Consider the following 16076-nt stretch of genomic DNA (forward strand, 5'->3'; position numbering starts at 1 on the left):
ACGGAGCAGAGTGCCCCTCGGGACCGATACGCTCGATTGGTGCCTTCCGAAGACGCGGCGCCTCCGCTTGACGTCGACCAGATCCTCGCCGACGACGGCGTACGGATCGTGGTCTGCTGCGGGGCGGGCGGCGTGGGCAAGACGACCACCGCGGCGGCGCTGGCGCTGCGCGCCGCCGAGCGGCACGGCCGCCGGACCGTGGTGCTCACCATCGACCCGGCCCGCCGGCTGGCGCAGTCGCTCGGCCTGACGGAGCTGGACAACACACCTCGCCAGGTCAAGGGCATCGACGTCGAGGCCAGCGGCGGCGAACTGCACGCCATGATGCTCGACATGAAGCGCACGTTCGACGACGTGGTGCTCCAGCACACCGACCCGGCGAAGGCGGCGGAAATCTTCGCCAACCCGTTCTACCAGGCCATGAGCTCCACCTTCGCCGGCACGCAGGAGTACATGGCGATGGAGAAGCTGGGCCAGTTGCACGCCCGGGGCGAGTGGGACCTGATCGTCGTGGACACGCCCCCGTCGCGGTCCGCGCTCGACTTCCTGGACGCTCCGGCCCGGCTGTCCCGGTTCCTGGACGGCCGCATGCTGCGGCTGCTGCTGGCCCCGGCGCGCAGCGGCGGACGCAGCATGTTCAACCTGGTGACGGCGAGCTTCGGGATGTTCTCCAAGGTGGTGCAGAAGGTGCTCGGCGCCCAGCTGCTCACCGACCTGTCCGGCTTCGTCGCGGCCCTCGACTCGATGTTCGGCGGGTTCCGGCAGCGGGCCGAGCAGACGTACCGGATCCTGCAGGCCCGGGAGACGGCGTTCCTGCTGGTCGCGGCGCCGGAACCGGACGCGGTCCGGGAGGCCGCGTACTTCGCGGGTCGCCTGCGGGAAGAGCAGATGCCGCTGGCCGGGCTGGTGCTCAACCGGGTGCACCGGCCGGCGGCGGACCTGTCCGCGGCGGAGAGCCTGGCCGCCGCGGAGCGGCTGGCCGCGGCGGGCGGGCACGAGGGCACCGTCGAGGTGCTGCGCGCGCACGCCGCGCTGGCCCAGCAGGCGGTACGCGAGGAGCAGGTGGCGGCGCGGTTCACCGAGGCGTTCCCGGCGGTGCCGGCGGTGTCGGTGGCCGCGCAGCCCGCCGACGTGCACGACGTCGACGGGCTGCGGACGATCGGCGAGGCGATCAGCCGGCGCTGACCGGCCGGTCAGGTGGCAGTGGTCACCAGGACCTTGTCCTTGCCGGCCTTCTCCTTGGCGTTCTTCTTCATGGCCGCCTCGAACATCTTGCGCCAGCTGGTCACCTGCGGGTGACGGCGCAGCAACGCACGGCGCTCGCGTTCGGTCATGCCACCCCACACACCGAACTCGATCCGGTTGTCGAGCGCGTCGGCCAGGCACTCGTACCGAACTGGGCAGCTCCGGCAGATCCTCTTCGCCACGTTCTGTTCGGCGCCCTGTACGAACAACGCGTCCGGGTCTCCGTTCTGACATGCCGCCAGTGACGGCCAGTCAGTGATCATGCCCATCTGTACACGTCCCCCCTTGCAGTACCTACCGACTTCGTGCGAGCAGCCCTCGAACTCCCCCCGGTCGTTCGCGCCGGCCTCCCCAGGGCGGCACGAACGACGCATGGCTGCCTTCGCCGCCACCATCATGCTGTGTAGTCGCCCGATTACGCAACGTTGTCGGCGAAATCCATCATTCCGGACACTCCCGGCTTCCCGGGCTTTCGCCCGCGTCTACCCCGCCCGGATACGTGAAAACGCTGCGCTACTCCCGGACTTCGCAGAGACTTCCGCCGGATCTCACGCAACCTCGGACCAGGGCTCGTGCGTTTAGCACAACGAGGCCGGCGCATGCAGGAAATGGGGAAAGTTCCCCGCGCGCCCGCCGATCCCTGCTCGCGTACCCTGTCGAGGTGACCTGGATGCGGAAACGTGACCACAACGTGCTGACCAACGCCGCATCGCTGCTGATCTGCGGCCTGTTGGCCGGAGTGGTGGTCGCCGCGGCGGCCTTCCCCGCGGTGGCGATGACCGGACTGGCCGCGAAGGCCGGCTCGGAGACATTCGGCGCGCTGCCCAAGGAGCTGACAGTCGCCCGATCCCCGCAGATCACCAGGCTGCTCGCGGCCGACGGCAAGACCGTGCTGGCCACGATGTACGACGAGAACCGCAAGGACGTCAAGCTCAAGGACATCTCGCCGCACATGCAGAAGGCCATCATCGCGGCCGAGGACCACGACTTCTACAAGCACAACGGCGTGGACCTCAACGGTGTGGCCCGGGCGTTCGTCAACAACCAGGCCGCCGGCTCCTCGCGGCAGGGTGCGTCGACGCTGACCATGCAGTACGTCCGGCTGGCCATCTCCTACTCGGCCACCCACCCGGCCGACGTGGTAGCCGCCACCGAGGACACCAGCGCTCGCAAGCTCCGCGAGATGAGCCTGGCGCTGCAGATCGACAAGGAGCTCTCCAAGGACGAGATCCTGGAGCGCTACCTGAACATCGCCGCGTTCGGCAACGGCGCGTACGGCATCTGGGCGGCCAGCCAGGTCTACTTCAACAAGCCGCCGAGCAAACTGGACATCCAGGAGTCGGCGATGCTCGCCGGCATGGTGAAGGCGCCCACCGCGTTCGACCCGACCACCCCCGCCGGCTACCCCGAGGCGGTCGGCCGGCGCGACTACGTCATCGGCAACATGGTGCAGATCGGCGCGATCAACCAACAGGAGGCGGACGCCGCCAAGAAGATCAAGCTCGTCGTCAAGGGCAAGCGCACCCCGAACGGCTGCACCCAGACCACCACCCGCTCCTGGGGCTTCTTCTGCGACTACCTCTACCGCTGGTGGCTGCAGCAGGAGACGTTCGGCGCCACCTCGTACGACCGGGAGCGGCGGCTCAAGAGCGGCGGCTACACCATCGTCTCCACGCTCGACGTGCCGGCGCAGAAGGCCGCCGACAAGGCCGTCCGCAAGAACCTGGGCGAGAGCAGCAAGGCGGCCCGGATGGTGGCCGCTGTCGAGCCCGGCACCGGCCGGGTGCGCGCCGTCGCGGTGAACCGCAACTTCAAGCTCGACGACCCGGACGACCCGCAGAACAAGATCTCCAGCGACCCGAAGAAGGCCAAGAAGAAGATCCGGGGCAACTACCCCAACACGGTGAACCCGCTGATCACCGGTGGCCCCGGCATCGCCGGCTACCAGGCGGGCTCGACCTTCAAGATCTTCACGCTGGTGGCCGCGCTGGAGAAGGGCTACCCGCTCAGCTACCCGATCAACGCGCAGCCGGTGTTCAAGTCGAACTACCCGGTGGAGTTCAACTCGCCGGCCGCCTGCCCGGGCACCAACAAGTACTGCCCGAAGAACGCCAACGCCTCGATGGCCGGCATGCACAACATGTGGAGCGGCTTCGGCTTCTCGGTGAACACGTTCTTCATCGACCTCCAGCAGCGGGTCGGCGCGGAGAACGTGGTGAAGGCGGCGCAGAAGCTCGGCATCTCGTTCCGCTCGTCCGGCGACGCGCTGCTCGCCGCCAACCCGCACCAGTGGGGTGCGTTCAGCCTCGGCGTCTCGCAGACCACGCCGCTGGAGTTGGCGAACGCATACGCGACGCTCGGCGCCGACGGCAAGTACTGCGAGCCGATCCCGGTGCAGGAGATCCGCGGCCCGGAGGGCGAGAAGCTCGACGTCGCGAACCCGCGCTGCGAGCAGCGGGTCAGCACCGAGGTGGCCCGGGCCGCCGTGGACGCCGCCCGCTGCCCGGTGGGTGACCGCTCCTCGACCACGAAGTGCGGCACCCCCACCGCCGGCAACGTCCGCAACATCGTCGACGCGCCGGTGGCCGGCAAGTCCGGCACCACCGACTCGGAGAAGACCTCCTCGCTGGTCGCGATGACCAAGCAGTACGCGGTGGCCGGCATCATGGCCGACCCGGACTGGCCGCAGACCAACCAGAAGATGGGTCACGACGTGCCCACCGGCATCAACCCGGCGGTCTACGAGACGCTGCGGGACGCCATGAAGGGCAAGGACCGGAAGAACTTCACCCCGCCCAGCGGCAAGATCGTCCTGGGTGACCAGCGGTCCATCCCGGATGTGAAGTGCGCGTCCATCGAGAGCGCGAAGTCCCGGCTGAAGGGTGCCGGCTTCGAGCCGGTGGTCTCCAGCAACAAGGTGGCGTCGGAGTGCCCGGCGGGCACCGCGGCCGGCACCAGCCCGAACGGGCGCACCATCAAGGGCGGCGTCGTCATGATCGAGGTCAGCTCCGGCAAGGGCGATTCGGACCAGGGCGGCACCGCGACGCCGGACCGACCAGGTGGCCCGGGCGGACCGGGTAACGGCCGACCAGGACGACCAGGCAACTGATCCCGGACAGAGCGACGGCCACCTCCGTGAAGGGGTGGCCGTCGCTTCTTGGGTCTACGGGACGGTCAGAGACCGAGCTGGCGGCGTACCTCGGCAGCCACCCGGCCCCCCTCGGCGCGGCCGGCCACCGCGGCCTGAGCGGCCTTCATGGCCGGGCCCATCTGCGCCTTGCCGGTGAAGCCGCCCGCGGCGAGCGCCCCCGAGACCAGCTCGGCCAGTTCCTCGTCGGGGAGCTGCTTGGGCAGGTAGCGCTCCAGCACCTCACCCTCGGCGGTCTCCTTGCCGGCCTGCTCGGCGCGCCCGGCGTCGGCGAACGCCACGGCCGCCTCGCGGCGCTTCTTCGCCTCCTTGGTCAGCACCACGAGCACCTCGTCGTCGCTGAGCTCGCGCTTTTCCCGGCCGGCGACCTCGGCGTTGCCCACGGCTGCGAGGGCCATGCGAAGCGTGGAGGTGGTCAGTTCGTCGCGCGCCTTGAGGGCGGCGCGCATGTCGGCGGTGAGGCGGTCCTTCAGCGTGCTCATGGACGGTGAAACTACCCTGAACGCCATGCGAAAGCGCACACTATTCCGTCTCGCGGCCGGAACCGTCGCCGCCGGGGCGGCCACCCTCGCGTACGCGTCGCTCATCGAGCGCAACATGTTCACCCTGCGCCGGTACGACGTGCCGGCGCTCCCGACCGACGCCGAACCGCTGCGGGTGCTGCACCTTTCGGACCTGCACATGATGCCCGGCCAGCAACGTAAGCAGGACTGGGTGGCCTCGCTGGCCGCGCTCGACCCGGACCTGGTGGTGGTCACCGGCGACAACATGGCGCACCCGGAGTCGGTGGCCGGCGTGCTGCGCGCGCTGCAACCGCTGCTCGACCTGCCCGGCGCGTTCGTCTTCGGCTCGAACGACTACACCGGCCCCGTCCTCAAGAACCCGTTCACCTACTTCCTGCCCGACCGGCAGTACACCGAGGGCGTGCCGCTGCCGTACGAGGAGCTGCGCGACATCCTCACCGGCGCCGGCTGGGTGGACATGAACAACGCGCGCACCTCGCTCAAGGCCGGCGGGCGGGAGATCGAGCTGGTCGGCGTGGACGACCCGCACATCGAACGCGACGACTACGACGCCGTGGCCGGGCCGGTCAGCGGCGACGCGGCGCTGTCCATCGCGCTGTCCCACTCCCCCGAGCCGGCGGTGCTGGACCGGATGGCGGCCGACGGCTTCGGCCTGCTGCTCGCCGGGCACACCCACGGCGGCCAGGTGTGCGTGCCCGGGTACGGCGCGCTGGTCACCAACTGCGGGCTGCCCCGCTCGATGGCGCGCGGGTTGCACCGCTGGCCCGGCTCGGACTCCTGGCTGCACGTCTCCGCCGGCCTCGGCACCCACCCCACCGCCCCGATCCGCTTCGCCTGCCCGCCCGAGGCCAGCATCCTCACGCTGATCTCCCGCTGACCCGGCTTCCCCGCTTCCCCGGCAGATCTTGGTACGCGCCCGCCCCTCCGAGGGCCGGTTCGTACCAAGATCTGCCGGGTGCGCGGGCGGGGGGTACCGAGTTTGACCGTGCGGGCGGGTGGGCTACTATTTGTCGGCACGCCTCGGGGTGTGGCGCAGCTTGGTAGCGCGCTTCGTTCGGGACGAAGAGGTCGTCGGTTCGAATCCGGCCACCCCGACCAGAGGTAAGTAAAGGTCAAGGCCCCTCCGCGGAGGGGCCTTGATTCGTTTCCGCCGATCATTGCTCCGACAGAGGCAGCGAGAAGGCAGCGAACGACGCGAGCACCCTGCGATCCCGGTCCCGGGGTCGAGTGCGTGTACCGGTCCAGAGTCGTGGACGTCTGCTCGTGTCCCATCACCTTGGCTACGTCGTTGATCGGTACCCCGCCGGAGACGAGCCAGGTCGCGTAGGAGTGCCGCAGGTCATGGAACCGGAGCCCGAGCGGCAGGCCGGCCCGAACCCCACGCCCACCCCGCGCGTCCCACTGGGTCAGTGAGGTGACCCGGTGACGAGTCTCGAAGGACGACCAGGCCAGGCGGACACCTTCACCCGGTTCCGCCGATCTCGAAGCAGCACGAGATCCGGCAGGCAACCGCGGCGGTCGAAGTTGCCGAACGGGTCCGCACGGTCGCTCAAGCCCAGGGTGGGGAAGGGTGGAGGTGGTGTGCGGGTGGTGAGTTGAGAACGAGGGCGGGGTGAGAGCTGTGCCTCCGGCAGGGGCCAGACGACTCCGAGATGGAGTTGCCGAACGGTTCCGGTCGGAAAGTGGTTGAGGTGGGAGGCCATCCCGCCAGCCAGACCCAGGCAAGCCGAGCAGACCAGGGCCAGGGTGTGTGGGTCGGCGGCAGACAGTGAGGATGGTGGGGTGGGTCGCCGGGGTGGTCTGACTCACCGGCATCCGGGCGGGTACGCCGCCACCGCCTCCACCGAGGAGGCGACCGCGGCGCCAACCACGCCCTACACACCATCGCCCTGTGTCGCATGCGCTACGACCCACGCACCCGTGCCTACCTGCACCGACGCATCGCAGAGGGCCTAAGCAAGCAGGAGATCCTCCGCTGCCTCAAGCGCTACATCGTCCGGGACGTCTACACCACCCTACGCACCGACTTCGCCGCCCTGACCACTTGACCTCCATAGGAGCATCGGGATGGCAAAGAAGGTGTCTAGGTCAGGACCAAACGCGCGAAAGGTCAATGGCGCCCCAGATATCAAGACTTGAAAGTATCACCATGAGAGATATGACTGCCGCCATGAAGGCGAGCACTGCGCTGGCTGCGTCCGGGACCGTCAACTCCAGAAAGGTCAAAAAGAGTGAGGCGATAAGGATAATGCAAGCAAGGGTGAGGTAAAGTGCCACGATGGTGAACCAGGCAGCTATGGTTACCTGTTCGCCGTCGGCAGCCACTAGAACAATCCATGCGACCAATTCCAGAAATACCGAAGTCAGGGAGGCCCAAAAAGCCGTTCGCGAGGAAGCTTCGGCGTACCTGAACCCGTTCACGATGAAATCAAGGGCGTCGGACGCGGCAAAACGCAGCAGCGACGAGGATCTGTCGTGGCTTGCTCTGTTTTGCTGAAGGTGGTCAGACTGATGGCGTGTGGCCCGTGCGGTGTTGCCGCGGTGCCTCCTTTGTTCTAGAACCTGCAAAGTTGCAGCGATTGCTCCTACTACGCCCGCAAAGGTGCCCACGACAGCGACCATCGCACCGCTAGCGCTCGGCTCCACAGTGGAGATCATGCCATCAAGTCAGCACCTTGTGCTCACGCGAGGTGATGCTGGACCGTGCGCGAGTTGCAGCCGACTGGCTTGGGTCTGGGACTGATGGCCTAAGAGTCTCCCCACGTCTCTCCAGGCGGTCTCCCCAACAGCATCGCTTGCGGCGTAATCGATTCCTCCGGTGAGGATGACGCCGCGGATGCGGGGTGCGTCGACGGAGGCATCGAATCGGCGACAGTCGCTGACAATGCCCGGCGCTGCTAAGCATGACGGCCACGCCGAGTAGCATCGACGACAACGCCTAACAAGCGATGGTGCGCCGTGCCCGCGTTCGGGACGAAGAGGCCGTCGGTTCGAATCCGGCCACCCCGACCAGAGATAAGCGGGCACATCCGATCGTTGGGTGTGCCCGCTAGTGCTTCCAGAGGTCCTCCGTGCGGAAGTACCTGGCGGTGAACTCCTCTTCCAGGGAGGCCGTGTCCGCCTCGTCTGTCCACCAACCTGGCCACACGTCGACACCCGAGGGCGCACTGATGGCTGTCAGGACGGCGGAGCACCGGTGGCAGCGCCGAGGAGCCGAGTCCCGGAACCGCCCGCCGCAGCCGCAGCGTCGTAGTCGCGCTTCAAGTGCGCCCATCAGCGCCGAATACCTTTCGCTTTGGACAGGAAGCGCATCCGCGATGGCGATACAGATGCTGTCGTAGTAACTGACATCCACCCGCATCGGGCAGCTGTCGCAATAGAGGAAGTAGCAGTCCAGCAGCGGTGAGTGATCGAGACGGTAGAGGCGTTCGTGGCACTCCGAACAGGTGATTTCCTCGCCGTTGAGCCAGTTGTCGTCGAGTTCGTCCGCGTGACCCACGTCATGATGATCCCACGGTCGAGGCACTGAGCCGGGTCGATCTGGGTGACGACGCGAGCAAGGATGGGCGCCCATGGACGCTGACGGACCGTGCCCGTACGCGATCACCGTCGCAGTAGGATCCCGCCATGCCACGGCCAGTGGTCTTCGACCTCTTCCACACCCTGGTCCACGGCGCCGACGACGAGCGGGACCGGGTGGTCGGCGAGATGGCGCTCCTGGTCGGGGTCGATCCGGCGGCGCTCGTCGCCGCGTACCACGCGACCTGGCGGGACCGCCTCGTCCGGTGGAGCGCGGAGGAGACCGTCCGCACCCTCGCCGGACGACTCGGCGGCGCGCCGACGGACGAGCAGGTGACAATGGCCGCCGCGCACCGGCGTGCTCTGGCCCGCCGGGTGCTGAGCCGTGTCCCGACCGGCACCCTGGACGTGCTCGACGCGCTGCGTGAGCGCGGGCACCGGCTGGCGCTGATCAGCAATGCCACCTCCGAGACCGCCGAGGCGTGGGCGGCCGGCCCACTCGCCCGGCGGTTCGACGTCGCGGTCTTCTCCAGCGCGGTCGGGCTGGCCAAGCCGGACCCGGCGATCTACCGCACCGCAGCCGACCGGCTCGGCGTCGCGCCGGCCGACTGCGTCTACGTGGGCGACGGTGCGGACGGTGAGCTGGCCGGCGCGGCGGCGGTGGGCATGACGGTGCTGCGGACCACGGAACACCAGGACACCGATCCGGGCTGGGCCGGTCCCGTCATCACCGCCCTCCGCGACCTGCCCGCCCACTTGGCGGAACCGACGGCCGGATAGATCGACAGGACTGCCCGAAGCCACCCCGCCACGCGGCGTTGACGCTGCCCCCTGGCAAAGTTATGTGCATGCCGCCGATGATCCGATCCCGCCTGACCGATTGGACCACCGTCGCGCCCCTGGTCGCCGTGCTCGTGCTCGTGATGACCTGGGGACGGGAGCTGCCCGGCCCGCTCATCTTCGTAGTGGCGGCCCTGCTCGCGGCGGCTGTGCTGGCGGCCGTGCACCACGCCGAGGTGGTGGCGCACAAGGTCGGTGAGCCGTACGGGTCACTCGTGCTGGCGGTGGCGGTCACGGTGATCGAAGTCGGTCTGATCGTCACGCTGATGATCAGCGGTGGGGAGAAGACACAGGCGCTGGCGCGGGACACCGTCTTCGCCGCCGTCATGATCACCTGTAACGGCATCCTCGGTCTGTCGCTGCTGCTCGGCGCGCTGCGCCGGCAGGTGGCGGTGTTCAATCCGGAGGGCACCGGCGGGGCGCTGGCGACAGTGGCGACGCTCGCCACGCTCAGCATGGTGGTGCCGACGTTCACCACGAGCCGGCCGGGGCCGGAGTTTTCCCCCGCCCAGCTCGCCTTCGCGGCGGTCGCCTCGCTGGCCCTCTACCTGCTGTTCGTGATGGTGCAGACCGGTCGGCACCGCGACTACTTCCTCCCGGTCACCCAGGAGGGCAGCATCCTCGCCGAGGACAAGACCGGCGACGGGCACGCCGAGCCGCCGTCCACGCGTACCGCCCTGGCCAGCCTGGCCCTGCTGGTGGTGGCGCTCGTCGCGGTGGTCGGTGACGCGAAGACGATCTCCCCGGCGATCGAGACCGCGGTCAGCGCCGCCAATCTGCCGCAGGCGTTCGTCGGCGTGGTCATCGCGCTGCTGGTGCTGCTGCCGGAGACGCTGGCGGCCGCCCGGGCGGCGCGGCGGGACCGCGTGCAGATCAGCCTCAATCTCGCGCTCGGCTCGGCGATGGCCAGCATCGGCCTGACCATCCCGGCCATCGCGATCGCCTCGATCTGGCTGGACGGTCCGCTGATGCTGGGCCTGGGCGGCACCCAGATGACGCTGCTGGCGCTGACCGCCGTGACAGCGGTGCTCACAGTGGTGCCGGGTCGGGCCACAGTGCTCCAGGGCGGCGTGCACCTGGTGCTGCTCGCCGCGTTCGTCTTCCTGGCCGCGAGCCCGTAAGCCCGACACGCCAGCCGCCAGCCGTAAGCCGCCGGCCAACAAGGCCGTCAGTCGTGTGTCTCGGTCCGCGCCACCTCGGCGAACGCGGCGGTCAGGTACTCGGCGAACGGTCGTCCGGTGACCGCCAGCAGGTCGGCCACGAGCAGCGGCGCGTGCCGGGCGATCGCCGCCGGGTCGGGCGGGTTCTCGTCGTCGCCCGGATCGTAGACGCCGAGCGCGCCGGCCAGCAGCACCAGCAGCACGTGCGGGTCGACGTCGGGCCACCAGGACGCGGCCGACCGGACGCACTGTTCCAGCACCTGGCGTACGTCGTCGCCGTCCAGCCCGTCCGGGTGCCCCTCCTCCAGCAGCAGCCGGACCACGCCGCCGAGGACCAGCCCGGACCGGTCGGCGGCGGCCAGCCGCTCGACGGCCGGGGCGTACGCCCCGGCGTCGCGGGCCTGCGCGGCGCTCACCGCGTCGGTGGCCGTCTCGGCGATCTCGCGGGCCGGTGCGGGCAGGTGCCGCCAGGTGGTCGTCACCGGGTCAGCATGGCAGAGCGCGTGTGCTCGCTCACCTTCCGGCCCGGCGTCCACGTCGGTAAGGGGTAAACGGGTCGCGGTAGTCGTACCCACCGCACAGAATCCCTGCCATGCTGCGCCGCGCCCTGCCCGCCCGTCCCGAAGCCCGCCGGATCCTCCTCGGCACGCTGTTCTCCGCTGTCGGGCGCGGCCTCACCCTGCCGTTCCTGTTCATCTATCTCACCGACGTACGCGGCCTGACCGACACCCGGGCCGGGCTGGTGATCGGCTGGTTCGGCGCGGTCACGCTGGCCCTCTCGCCGCTGGCCGGCACGTTCATCGACCGGTTCGGCGCGCGCCGGGTCGTGTTGCCGTGCCTGGTGATCGAGGCGATCGGCACCGGCTCGCTTGCGCTGGTCGACTCGACCGCCTCGGCGTTCGGCGTGATGACGCTGGTCGCCGTGGGCAGCTCGGCGATCTGGGCGGGGCAGAACACGATCCTCGCCTCGCTCACCGGTGACGGCGAGCGGCAGCGCGTCTTCGGCCTCAACTTCGCGCTGCTCAACCTCGGCATCGGCACGGGCGGCCTGATCTCCGGCGCGGTGGTCGACGTGGCCCGTCCGGTCACGTTCGAGGCGATCTACCTGCTGGACGCGGTGAGCTACCTGACGCCGGCCCTGATCCTGCTGACGCTGCCGCACGTCGGGCGTCGGCCGGTCGCGGCCGCGGGGGCGAAGGCCGCCGAGAGGACCGGCGGCTATCTCACGGTGCTGCGGGACCGGCCGTTCCGCCGTCTGGTCATCTTCGGCCTGGTGCTCACCACCTGCGGGTACGCGCAGATCGAGGTGGGCTTCGCGGCGTACTCGGTGCGGGTGGTCGAGGTGACGCCCCGGGTGGTGGCGTGGGCGCTCGCGGCGAACACCGTGATGATCGTGCTCTCCCAACTGCTGGTGATCCGGCGGCTGGAGGGGCGCAGCCGGACCGGCGCGCTGGCCGCTGTCGGCGCGGTCTTCGCCGGCGCGTGGCTGGTGCTCGGCGCGGCGGGCGTGGTGGGCAGCGGCAACGCGCTGCTCGCGGCGCTCGGCGTGGTGGCCTGCTCGGCGATCTTCGGGTTCGGCGAGACGATGCTGTCGCCGGTCATGCCCGCCCTCACCAACGCGCTCGCCACCGACGAGCTGCGCGGCCGGTACAACGCGATGAGTTCGATGATCTTCGGGATCAGCGGCGTCGTCGGCCCGGTCACCGCCGGCCCGCTGATCGGGGCGGCACACGGCCGGGTCTGGGTGGCGGTCGTGGTGGGCGGCTGCCTGGCCGCCTCGGTGCTCGCGCTGTCGCTGCGTCCGCTGCTCACCGCCGCGCAGGACGGCCGCCTGACGGCCGCCAAGCCCTCTGAGCCAGCCCGGGTGGCCTGACCACGCGAACGGGCCCCGGAGCATCGCTCCGGGGCCCGTCGTCGGTGCGGGTCGGCCGTCAGCCGGCGGCCACCTCGGTGGTCGTACGGATCCGGTCCAGCGCCGGCGGGGAGACCGGCGACTTCTCGGTCAGGTACGCGGTGAAGGCGTCCAGGTCGATCTGGCCGGTCACCGCGTTGGTGCCGCCGGTCAGGACGCTGAAGCCGTCGCCGCCACCGGCGAGGAAGTTGTTCACGGTGACCCGGTAGGTGGCGGTGTCCGTCACCGGGGCGCCGTTGATGGTGAGGCTGCCCCGGACCACCCGGGTGCCGGCGCACGGCGTGCCGACCGGCGCGGTGGTGCCGTCGACGTCCACGACGTAGTTAACTGTCGAGGACGCGTAGAGCACGCGCGCCACTGTGAACTGCTGCTCCAGCATGCAGTAGAGCTGCGCGCCGGTCAGGTCGAGCGTCACCAGGTTGTTGGCGAACGGCTGCACGGTGAACGCCTCGGCATAGGTGACCGGGCCGGCGTCGAGGTCGGCGCGTACGCCACCGGGGTTCATGAACGCGGCGACCGCGTTCTGCTCGGTGTCGGTGGCGGCGAGCTGGGCGTCGGCGATCAGGTTGCCCAGCGGCGACTCACCGGTCTGGTACGTCGGCTTGCCGTTGGCGTCGACCCCGGTCTGGTACAGGTTCTCCTGGGTCTTGGTGATCGCGGCGGTGGTCTCGCCGACCACCCGGTCGGCCACCGGGCCGAGCGCGGTCTTGTACCGGTTGATCAGCTCGGTCGAGGCCGGGTCCTTCTCGACGTCCCGGGTGACGACGACGTTGTTCGCGGACGCGGTGACCACGTCGCGGGTACGCGGGTCGATCTTCAGATCGATCTGGGTGACCAGGCGGCCGAACGAGCTGGCGCTGGTGACCAGCTTGCCGTTGATGTTGCAGTTGTACGCGGCGTGGGTGTGCCCGCTGACGATCACGTCGATGGACGGGTCCATCCGGTTGGCGATGTCGACGATCGGGCCGCTGAACCCGGTGCAGTCGTTGATGCCGCCGCCGTTCTGCACGCCACCCTCGTGCAGCAGCACGACGATGCTCTTCACCCCGAGCAGGCGCAGGATCTTGGCGTACTTGTTGGCGGTGTCGGCCTCGTCGGTGAACCGCAGCCCGGCGACGCCCTGCTGGCTGACGATGTTCGGGGTGCCCTCCAGGGTCATCCCGATGAAGCCGATCGGCACACCCTTGACGATCTTGATGCCGAACGGCTGCATCAGCGGCAGGCCGGTGGAGGTCTTGAACGCGTTCGCCGACAGGTACGTGAACTTGGCGCCGCCGAACGGGGTGCCGTCGGCGCAGCCGTCCACCGGGTGGCAGCCGCCGCGCTGCATGCGCAGCAGCTCGGCCGCGCCCTCGTCGAACTCGTGGTTGCCGACGCTCGCGAACTCCAGCCCGGCGAGGTTCATCTCCTCGATGGTCGGCTCGTCGTGGAACGCGGCGGAGAGCAGCGGCGAGGCGCCGATCAGGTCACCCGCGGCCACGGTGACGGTGCCCTTGCCCTGCTTCTTGGCGGCGGCGCGCATCGCCTTCAGGTGGCTGGCCAGGTATTCCGCGCCACCGGCCGGCTGGCCGTCGATGGTGCCGCTGGACCCGCTCGGCGGCTCCAGGTTGCCGTGGAAGTCGTTGATCGCGAGCAACTGGACGTCGACCGGCTTCGGGCGCGCCTCGGCCTGGTCGGGGGTGACGGCGACAGCGGTGAACGCGGTCGCGGCGAGTGCGGCCAGGCCGACTACGGCCCGGCGTCGCATCCCGGTGACGGACATGGAACTCCTCGTGAGATACCGATGCTGGTGTCCGGGCGATGGTTCGCCCGGTGGCCCTGGTCCGTGCCATGACAGGGGTCGATCGTGGGAGGCGGCAGTCGGGGGGCGCCACCCCGCTCCGGGGTAGCTTCTCATCCACCGGCCCTCAGGTCGACCGGGGCGGCATTCGGAATCGTCGACGTCGCGGGAGAGCCGTACCGGTCCGCCGGACGAGTCGGACATGACGGTCTGGTGAATTTCCGCGCGGCGCACGCTGTCGATGCCTGGCATCGTGAAGGGCGCCGGCTCCCAGGGACAGGGAACCGGCGCCGACGCTCATGTCACGCGGAATTCCTTGCGCTGGCAACCGTCCTCACCGGAATCCGCGCCTGGCGGACACCCATCGCGAGCCGAACGGTCGTTCACGTCTGACGGATCGACATCCGCAACGGACTGTCCGAATTCGACCGAAGCCCCGGAGAGCCGGTTCGAAAGTCCGCTGTGGGTGGCGGCGACGAGCCCGCGCAGCGCCCGCCGGCTCCACCGCCCGGCGACTCCCGGACGACCCGCCAGGTAGCCGACGATCCGCGCGGTGTCCCAGCCGTGCGCCTCCCGCAGACCGCGCGCCAGCATCCCGAGATAGAGCGGGGCGGGCCGGGTCCACGGCACCTCCACCGCACGGTGCGGCGCGGTGAACGTGAGCATCGGCAGCCCCTCGCGGACGCCGACCCGCAGCAGCGTCTCGTAGCGGCCCGGCCCGAGCCTCGCCCGCCCGGTCTCGGCGGCCGCGCGGATCCCGGCCAGGTCGGCGCCCGGCGGCCGGTACATCTCCTGCGCCGCGATGTCGGCGAACTGCTCGACGGTCACCAGGTAGCCGCGCGCCGCCGCCCGGCCGGGCAGCTGCGGGTCGTAGAACGCCATGCCGCCGGTCCAGGCCCGCGACTCGCCCGCGAAGTAGACCCCGCCGGGGATCAGCGCCGGGACGGTCCGGCGCGGTGGCCGGCAGTCCCGGCAGCCGGGGTACGTGCGCAGCCCGCCGGGTGGGCGTCCGCCACGCAGATACCAGTCGAGCCGGGCGGCGTGCAGGTTCGAGCCGTACGCGACGTACCAGAGCATCGGCGTCGGCGTCAGAACCAGCAGGTGCGCCCGGCGGCGTGGCTGACCTGGACCGTGTGCGTCACGCAGCCGCCGTCGGCGATCCGGTGCAGCAGGAAGGCGGTCGGCTCGGCGACGAACCCCGGCTCCTCCTCCTCGGTCATGCTCAGGCTCACCTGGATCCAGGTGCTCGGCGCGACGGTCAGCACCGTACCGGCGAACGCGCTCGTCACCGGGCGGTGCAGATGCCCCGCGGCGACGCGTACGACATGGGGGTGACGGCTGACCACGGCGGCGAGCGCGTCGGCGTCGGCGAGGCCCATCGCGTCCATGCCCGGCACGCCCACCGCGACCGGCGGATGGTGCAGGCACACGACGGCGGGCGCGTCGGTACGCCCGGCGAGCACCCCGTCGAGCCAGGCGAGCTGCTCCTCGCCGAGCCGCCCGCCGGTGCTGCCCGGGGTCAGCGAGTCGAGCACCACGAGCGTCGCGTCCGGCAGGTCGACGTGGTAGTGCGCCGAGAAACCGCCGGCCAGGTAGGGGGTGCCGCCGAACGTGTCGAGCAGCGACTCGCGGTCGTCGTGGTTGCCGGTGGCCAGGTGCACCGGCAGCGGGAACGCGCCGACGATCTCGCGCAGCGCGAGGTATTCGTCCGGCCGGCCGTTGGCGGTCAGATCGCCGGTGATCACCACGCAGTCGGGCCGGGGACGCAGCGCGAGCACCGCGCCGAGCGCCCGGTGCAACCCCGACGCCGGGGCGGCCGCGAGCAGGCCGGTGGTCACGTGCGGGTCGCTGAGCTGGGCGATGAGCATCGCGCGCCTCCTCGGGTGCCCGGGCCCTCACGCTATCGCCGCGCGCCCTCCTCGCGCAGGCCCGATCCCGCCCACAGGCT

14 protein-coding genes, 1 tRNA gene and 2 pseudogenes are annotated in these 16076 nt (G+C 70.2%); 8 read left to right on the forward strand and 9 right to left on the reverse strand.

Going from position 1 to position 16076, the window contains the following annotated elements; all coding sequences use genetic code 11:
- Positions 1-36 precede the first annotated feature (36 nt).
- Complete coding sequence (locus tag AMK25_RS16765) at positions 37-1185, forward strand: ArsA family ATPase (RefSeq protein ID WP_198937535.1); 1149 nt, start codon at positions 37-39, stop codon at positions 1183-1185.
- Between the two features lie 8 nt (positions 1186-1193).
- Here the strand turns inward: AMK25_RS16765 and AMK25_RS16770 are convergent, their stop codons facing one another.
- The gene (locus tag AMK25_RS16770) at positions 1194-1514 is read right to left on the reverse strand and encodes a WhiB family transcriptional regulator (protein ID WP_043327856.1); all 321 of its coding nucleotides are present in this window, start codon (positions 1512-1514) and stop codon (positions 1194-1196) included.
- Positions 1515-1915: 401 nt separating this feature from the next.
- On the opposite strand from AMK25_RS16770, the gene AMK25_RS16775 reads away from it, so the two are divergent.
- Complete coding sequence (locus tag AMK25_RS16775) at positions 1916-4354, forward strand: transglycosylase domain-containing protein (RefSeq protein WP_073829373.1); 2439 nt, start codon at positions 1916-1918, stop codon at positions 4352-4354.
- Positions 4355-4419: 65 nt separating this feature from the next.
- Here the strand turns inward: AMK25_RS16775 and AMK25_RS16780 are convergent, their stop codons facing one another.
- Positions 4420-4875 (reverse strand): GatB/YqeY domain-containing protein, encoded by a 456-nt coding sequence (locus tag AMK25_RS16780; protein ID WP_073829261.1) that lies wholly within the window; start codon positions 4873-4875, stop codon positions 4420-4422.
- A gap of 25 nt (positions 4876-4900) precedes the next feature.
- Here AMK25_RS16780 and AMK25_RS16785 point away from each other — a divergent pair, with 25 nt between their 5' ends.
- The gene (locus tag AMK25_RS16785; protein WP_073829262.1) at positions 4901-5794 is read left to right on the forward strand and encodes a metallophosphoesterase; all 894 of its coding nucleotides are present in this window, start codon (positions 4901-4903) and stop codon (positions 5792-5794) included.
- Between the two features lie 144 nt (positions 5795-5938).
- Positions 5939-6015: transfer RNA gene (locus AMK25_RS16790), tRNA-Pro, on the forward strand.
- Positions 6016-6150: 135 nt separating this feature from the next.
- On the opposite strand, the pseudogene AMK25_RS33245 reads toward AMK25_RS16790, so the two are convergent.
- Positions 6151-6732, reverse strand: a pseudogene (locus tag AMK25_RS33245) (tyrosine-type recombinase/integrase); the annotation flags it as partial.
- Between AMK25_RS33245 and AMK25_RS16800 the strand changes: the two are divergent.
- Positions 6711-6965 (forward strand): annotated as a pseudogene (locus tag AMK25_RS16800) (transposase); the annotation flags it as partial. The pseudogenes AMK25_RS33245 and AMK25_RS16800 sit on opposite strands and share 22 nt — an antisense overlap.
- A gap of 40 nt (positions 6966-7005) precedes the next feature.
- Here AMK25_RS16800 and AMK25_RS31950 read toward each other — a convergent pair.
- Both AMK25_RS31950 and AMK25_RS16810 read right to left on the reverse strand, forming a co-directional pair.
- Entirely contained in the window at positions 7006-7575 is a 570-nt protein-coding gene (locus AMK25_RS31950) for a hypothetical protein (RefSeq protein WP_143194745.1), read from the reverse strand.
- Between the two features lie 391 nt (positions 7576-7966).
- Positions 7967-8416, reverse strand: coding sequence for a hypothetical protein (locus tag AMK25_RS16810; protein ID WP_073829264.1), 450 nt, complete (start codon positions 8414-8416; stop codon positions 7967-7969).
- A gap of 128 nt (positions 8417-8544) precedes the next feature.
- Between AMK25_RS16810 and AMK25_RS16815 the strand changes: the two genes are divergently transcribed.
- On the forward strand, positions 8545-9216 hold the full coding sequence (locus AMK25_RS16815; RefSeq protein ID WP_073829265.1) for an HAD family hydrolase: 672 nt from the start codon (positions 8545-8547) through the stop codon (positions 9214-9216).
- Positions 9217-9293: 77 nt separating this feature from the next.
- Positions 9294-10397, forward strand: a complete 1104-nt coding sequence (locus AMK25_RS16820) for a calcium:proton antiporter (protein ID WP_073829374.1) — start codon at positions 9294-9296, stop codon at positions 10395-10397.
- 47 nt (positions 10398-10444) lie between these two features.
- On the opposite strand, the gene AMK25_RS16825 is transcribed toward AMK25_RS16820, so the two are convergent.
- The gene (locus AMK25_RS16825; protein ID WP_073829266.1) at positions 10445-10918 is read right to left on the reverse strand and encodes a hypothetical protein; all 474 of its coding nucleotides are present in this window, start codon (positions 10916-10918) and stop codon (positions 10445-10447) included.
- A 110-nt stretch (positions 10919-11028) separates the two neighbouring features.
- Here AMK25_RS16825 and AMK25_RS16830 point away from each other — a divergent pair, with 110 nt between their 5' ends.
- Positions 11029-12309, forward strand: a complete 1281-nt coding sequence (locus tag AMK25_RS16830) for an MFS transporter (RefSeq protein WP_073829267.1) — start codon at positions 11029-11031, stop codon at positions 12307-12309.
- Between the two features lie 58 nt (positions 12310-12367).
- Here the strand turns inward: AMK25_RS16830 and AMK25_RS16835 are convergent, their stop codons facing one another.
- From AMK25_RS16835 to AMK25_RS16845, 3 genes are all read right to left on the reverse strand, one after another.
- Positions 12368-14110, reverse strand: coding sequence for a bifunctional metallophosphatase/5'-nucleotidase (locus tag AMK25_RS16835; RefSeq protein WP_073829268.1), 1743 nt, complete (start codon positions 14108-14110; stop codon positions 12368-12370).
- A gap of 315 nt (positions 14111-14425) precedes the next feature.
- The gene (locus AMK25_RS16840) at positions 14426-15205 is read right to left on the reverse strand and encodes a histone deacetylase (RefSeq protein WP_241826374.1); all 780 of its coding nucleotides are present in this window, start codon (positions 15203-15205) and stop codon (positions 14426-14428) included.
- Positions 15206-15216: 11 nt separating this feature from the next.
- Positions 15217-15996, reverse strand: a complete 780-nt coding sequence (locus tag AMK25_RS16845; RefSeq protein WP_073829269.1) for a phosphodiesterase — start codon at positions 15994-15996, stop codon at positions 15217-15219.
- Positions 15997-16076 lie beyond the last annotated feature (80 nt).

The organism is Micromonospora sp. TSRI0369 (genome assembly GCF_001905625.1).
In the GTDB taxonomy this organism is placed as follows: domain Bacteria; phylum Actinomycetota; class Actinomycetes; order Mycobacteriales; family Micromonosporaceae; genus Micromonospora; species Micromonospora echinospora_A.

Excerpts from the sequence above, each read along its gene's own strand:
- AMK25_RS16840 (WP_241826374.1), bottom strand. The coding sequence starts at position 15,205 with ATGCTCTGGTACGTCGCGTACGGCTCGAACCTGCACGCCGCCCGGCTC.
- AMK25_RS16780 (WP_073829261.1), bottom strand. The coding sequence starts at position 4,875 with ATGAGCACGCTGAAGGACCGCCTCACCGCCGACATGCGCGCCGCCCTC.
- AMK25_RS16820 (WP_073829374.1), top strand. The coding sequence starts at position 9,294 with ATGATCCGATCCCGCCTGACCGATTGGACCACCGTCGCGCCCCTGGTC.
- AMK25_RS16835 (WP_073829268.1), bottom strand. The coding sequence starts at position 14,110 with ATGTCCGTCACCGGGATGCGACGCCGGGCCGTAGTCGGCCTGGCCGCA.
- AMK25_RS31950 (WP_143194745.1), bottom strand. The coding sequence starts at position 7,575 with ATGATCTCCACTGTGGAGCCGAGCGCTAGCGGTGCGATGGTCGCTGTC.
- AMK25_RS16830 (WP_073829267.1), top strand. The coding sequence starts at position 11,029 with ATGCTGCGCCGCGCCCTGCCCGCCCGTCCCGAAGCCCGCCGGATCCTC.
- AMK25_RS16785 (WP_073829262.1), top strand. The coding sequence starts at position 4,901 with ATGCGAAAGCGCACACTATTCCGTCTCGCGGCCGGAACCGTCGCCGCC.
- AMK25_RS16815 (WP_073829265.1), top strand. The coding sequence starts at position 8,545 with ATGCCACGGCCAGTGGTCTTCGACCTCTTCCACACCCTGGTCCACGGC.
- AMK25_RS16845 (WP_073829269.1), bottom strand. The coding sequence starts at position 15,996 with ATGCTCATCGCCCAGCTCAGCGACCCGCACGTGACCACCGGCCTGCTC.
- AMK25_RS16770 (WP_043327856.1), bottom strand. The coding sequence starts at position 1,514 with ATGGGCATGATCACTGACTGGCCGTCACTGGCGGCATGTCAGAACGGA.
- AMK25_RS16775 (WP_073829373.1), top strand. The coding sequence starts at position 1,916 with ATGCGGAAACGTGACCACAACGTGCTGACCAACGCCGCATCGCTGCTG.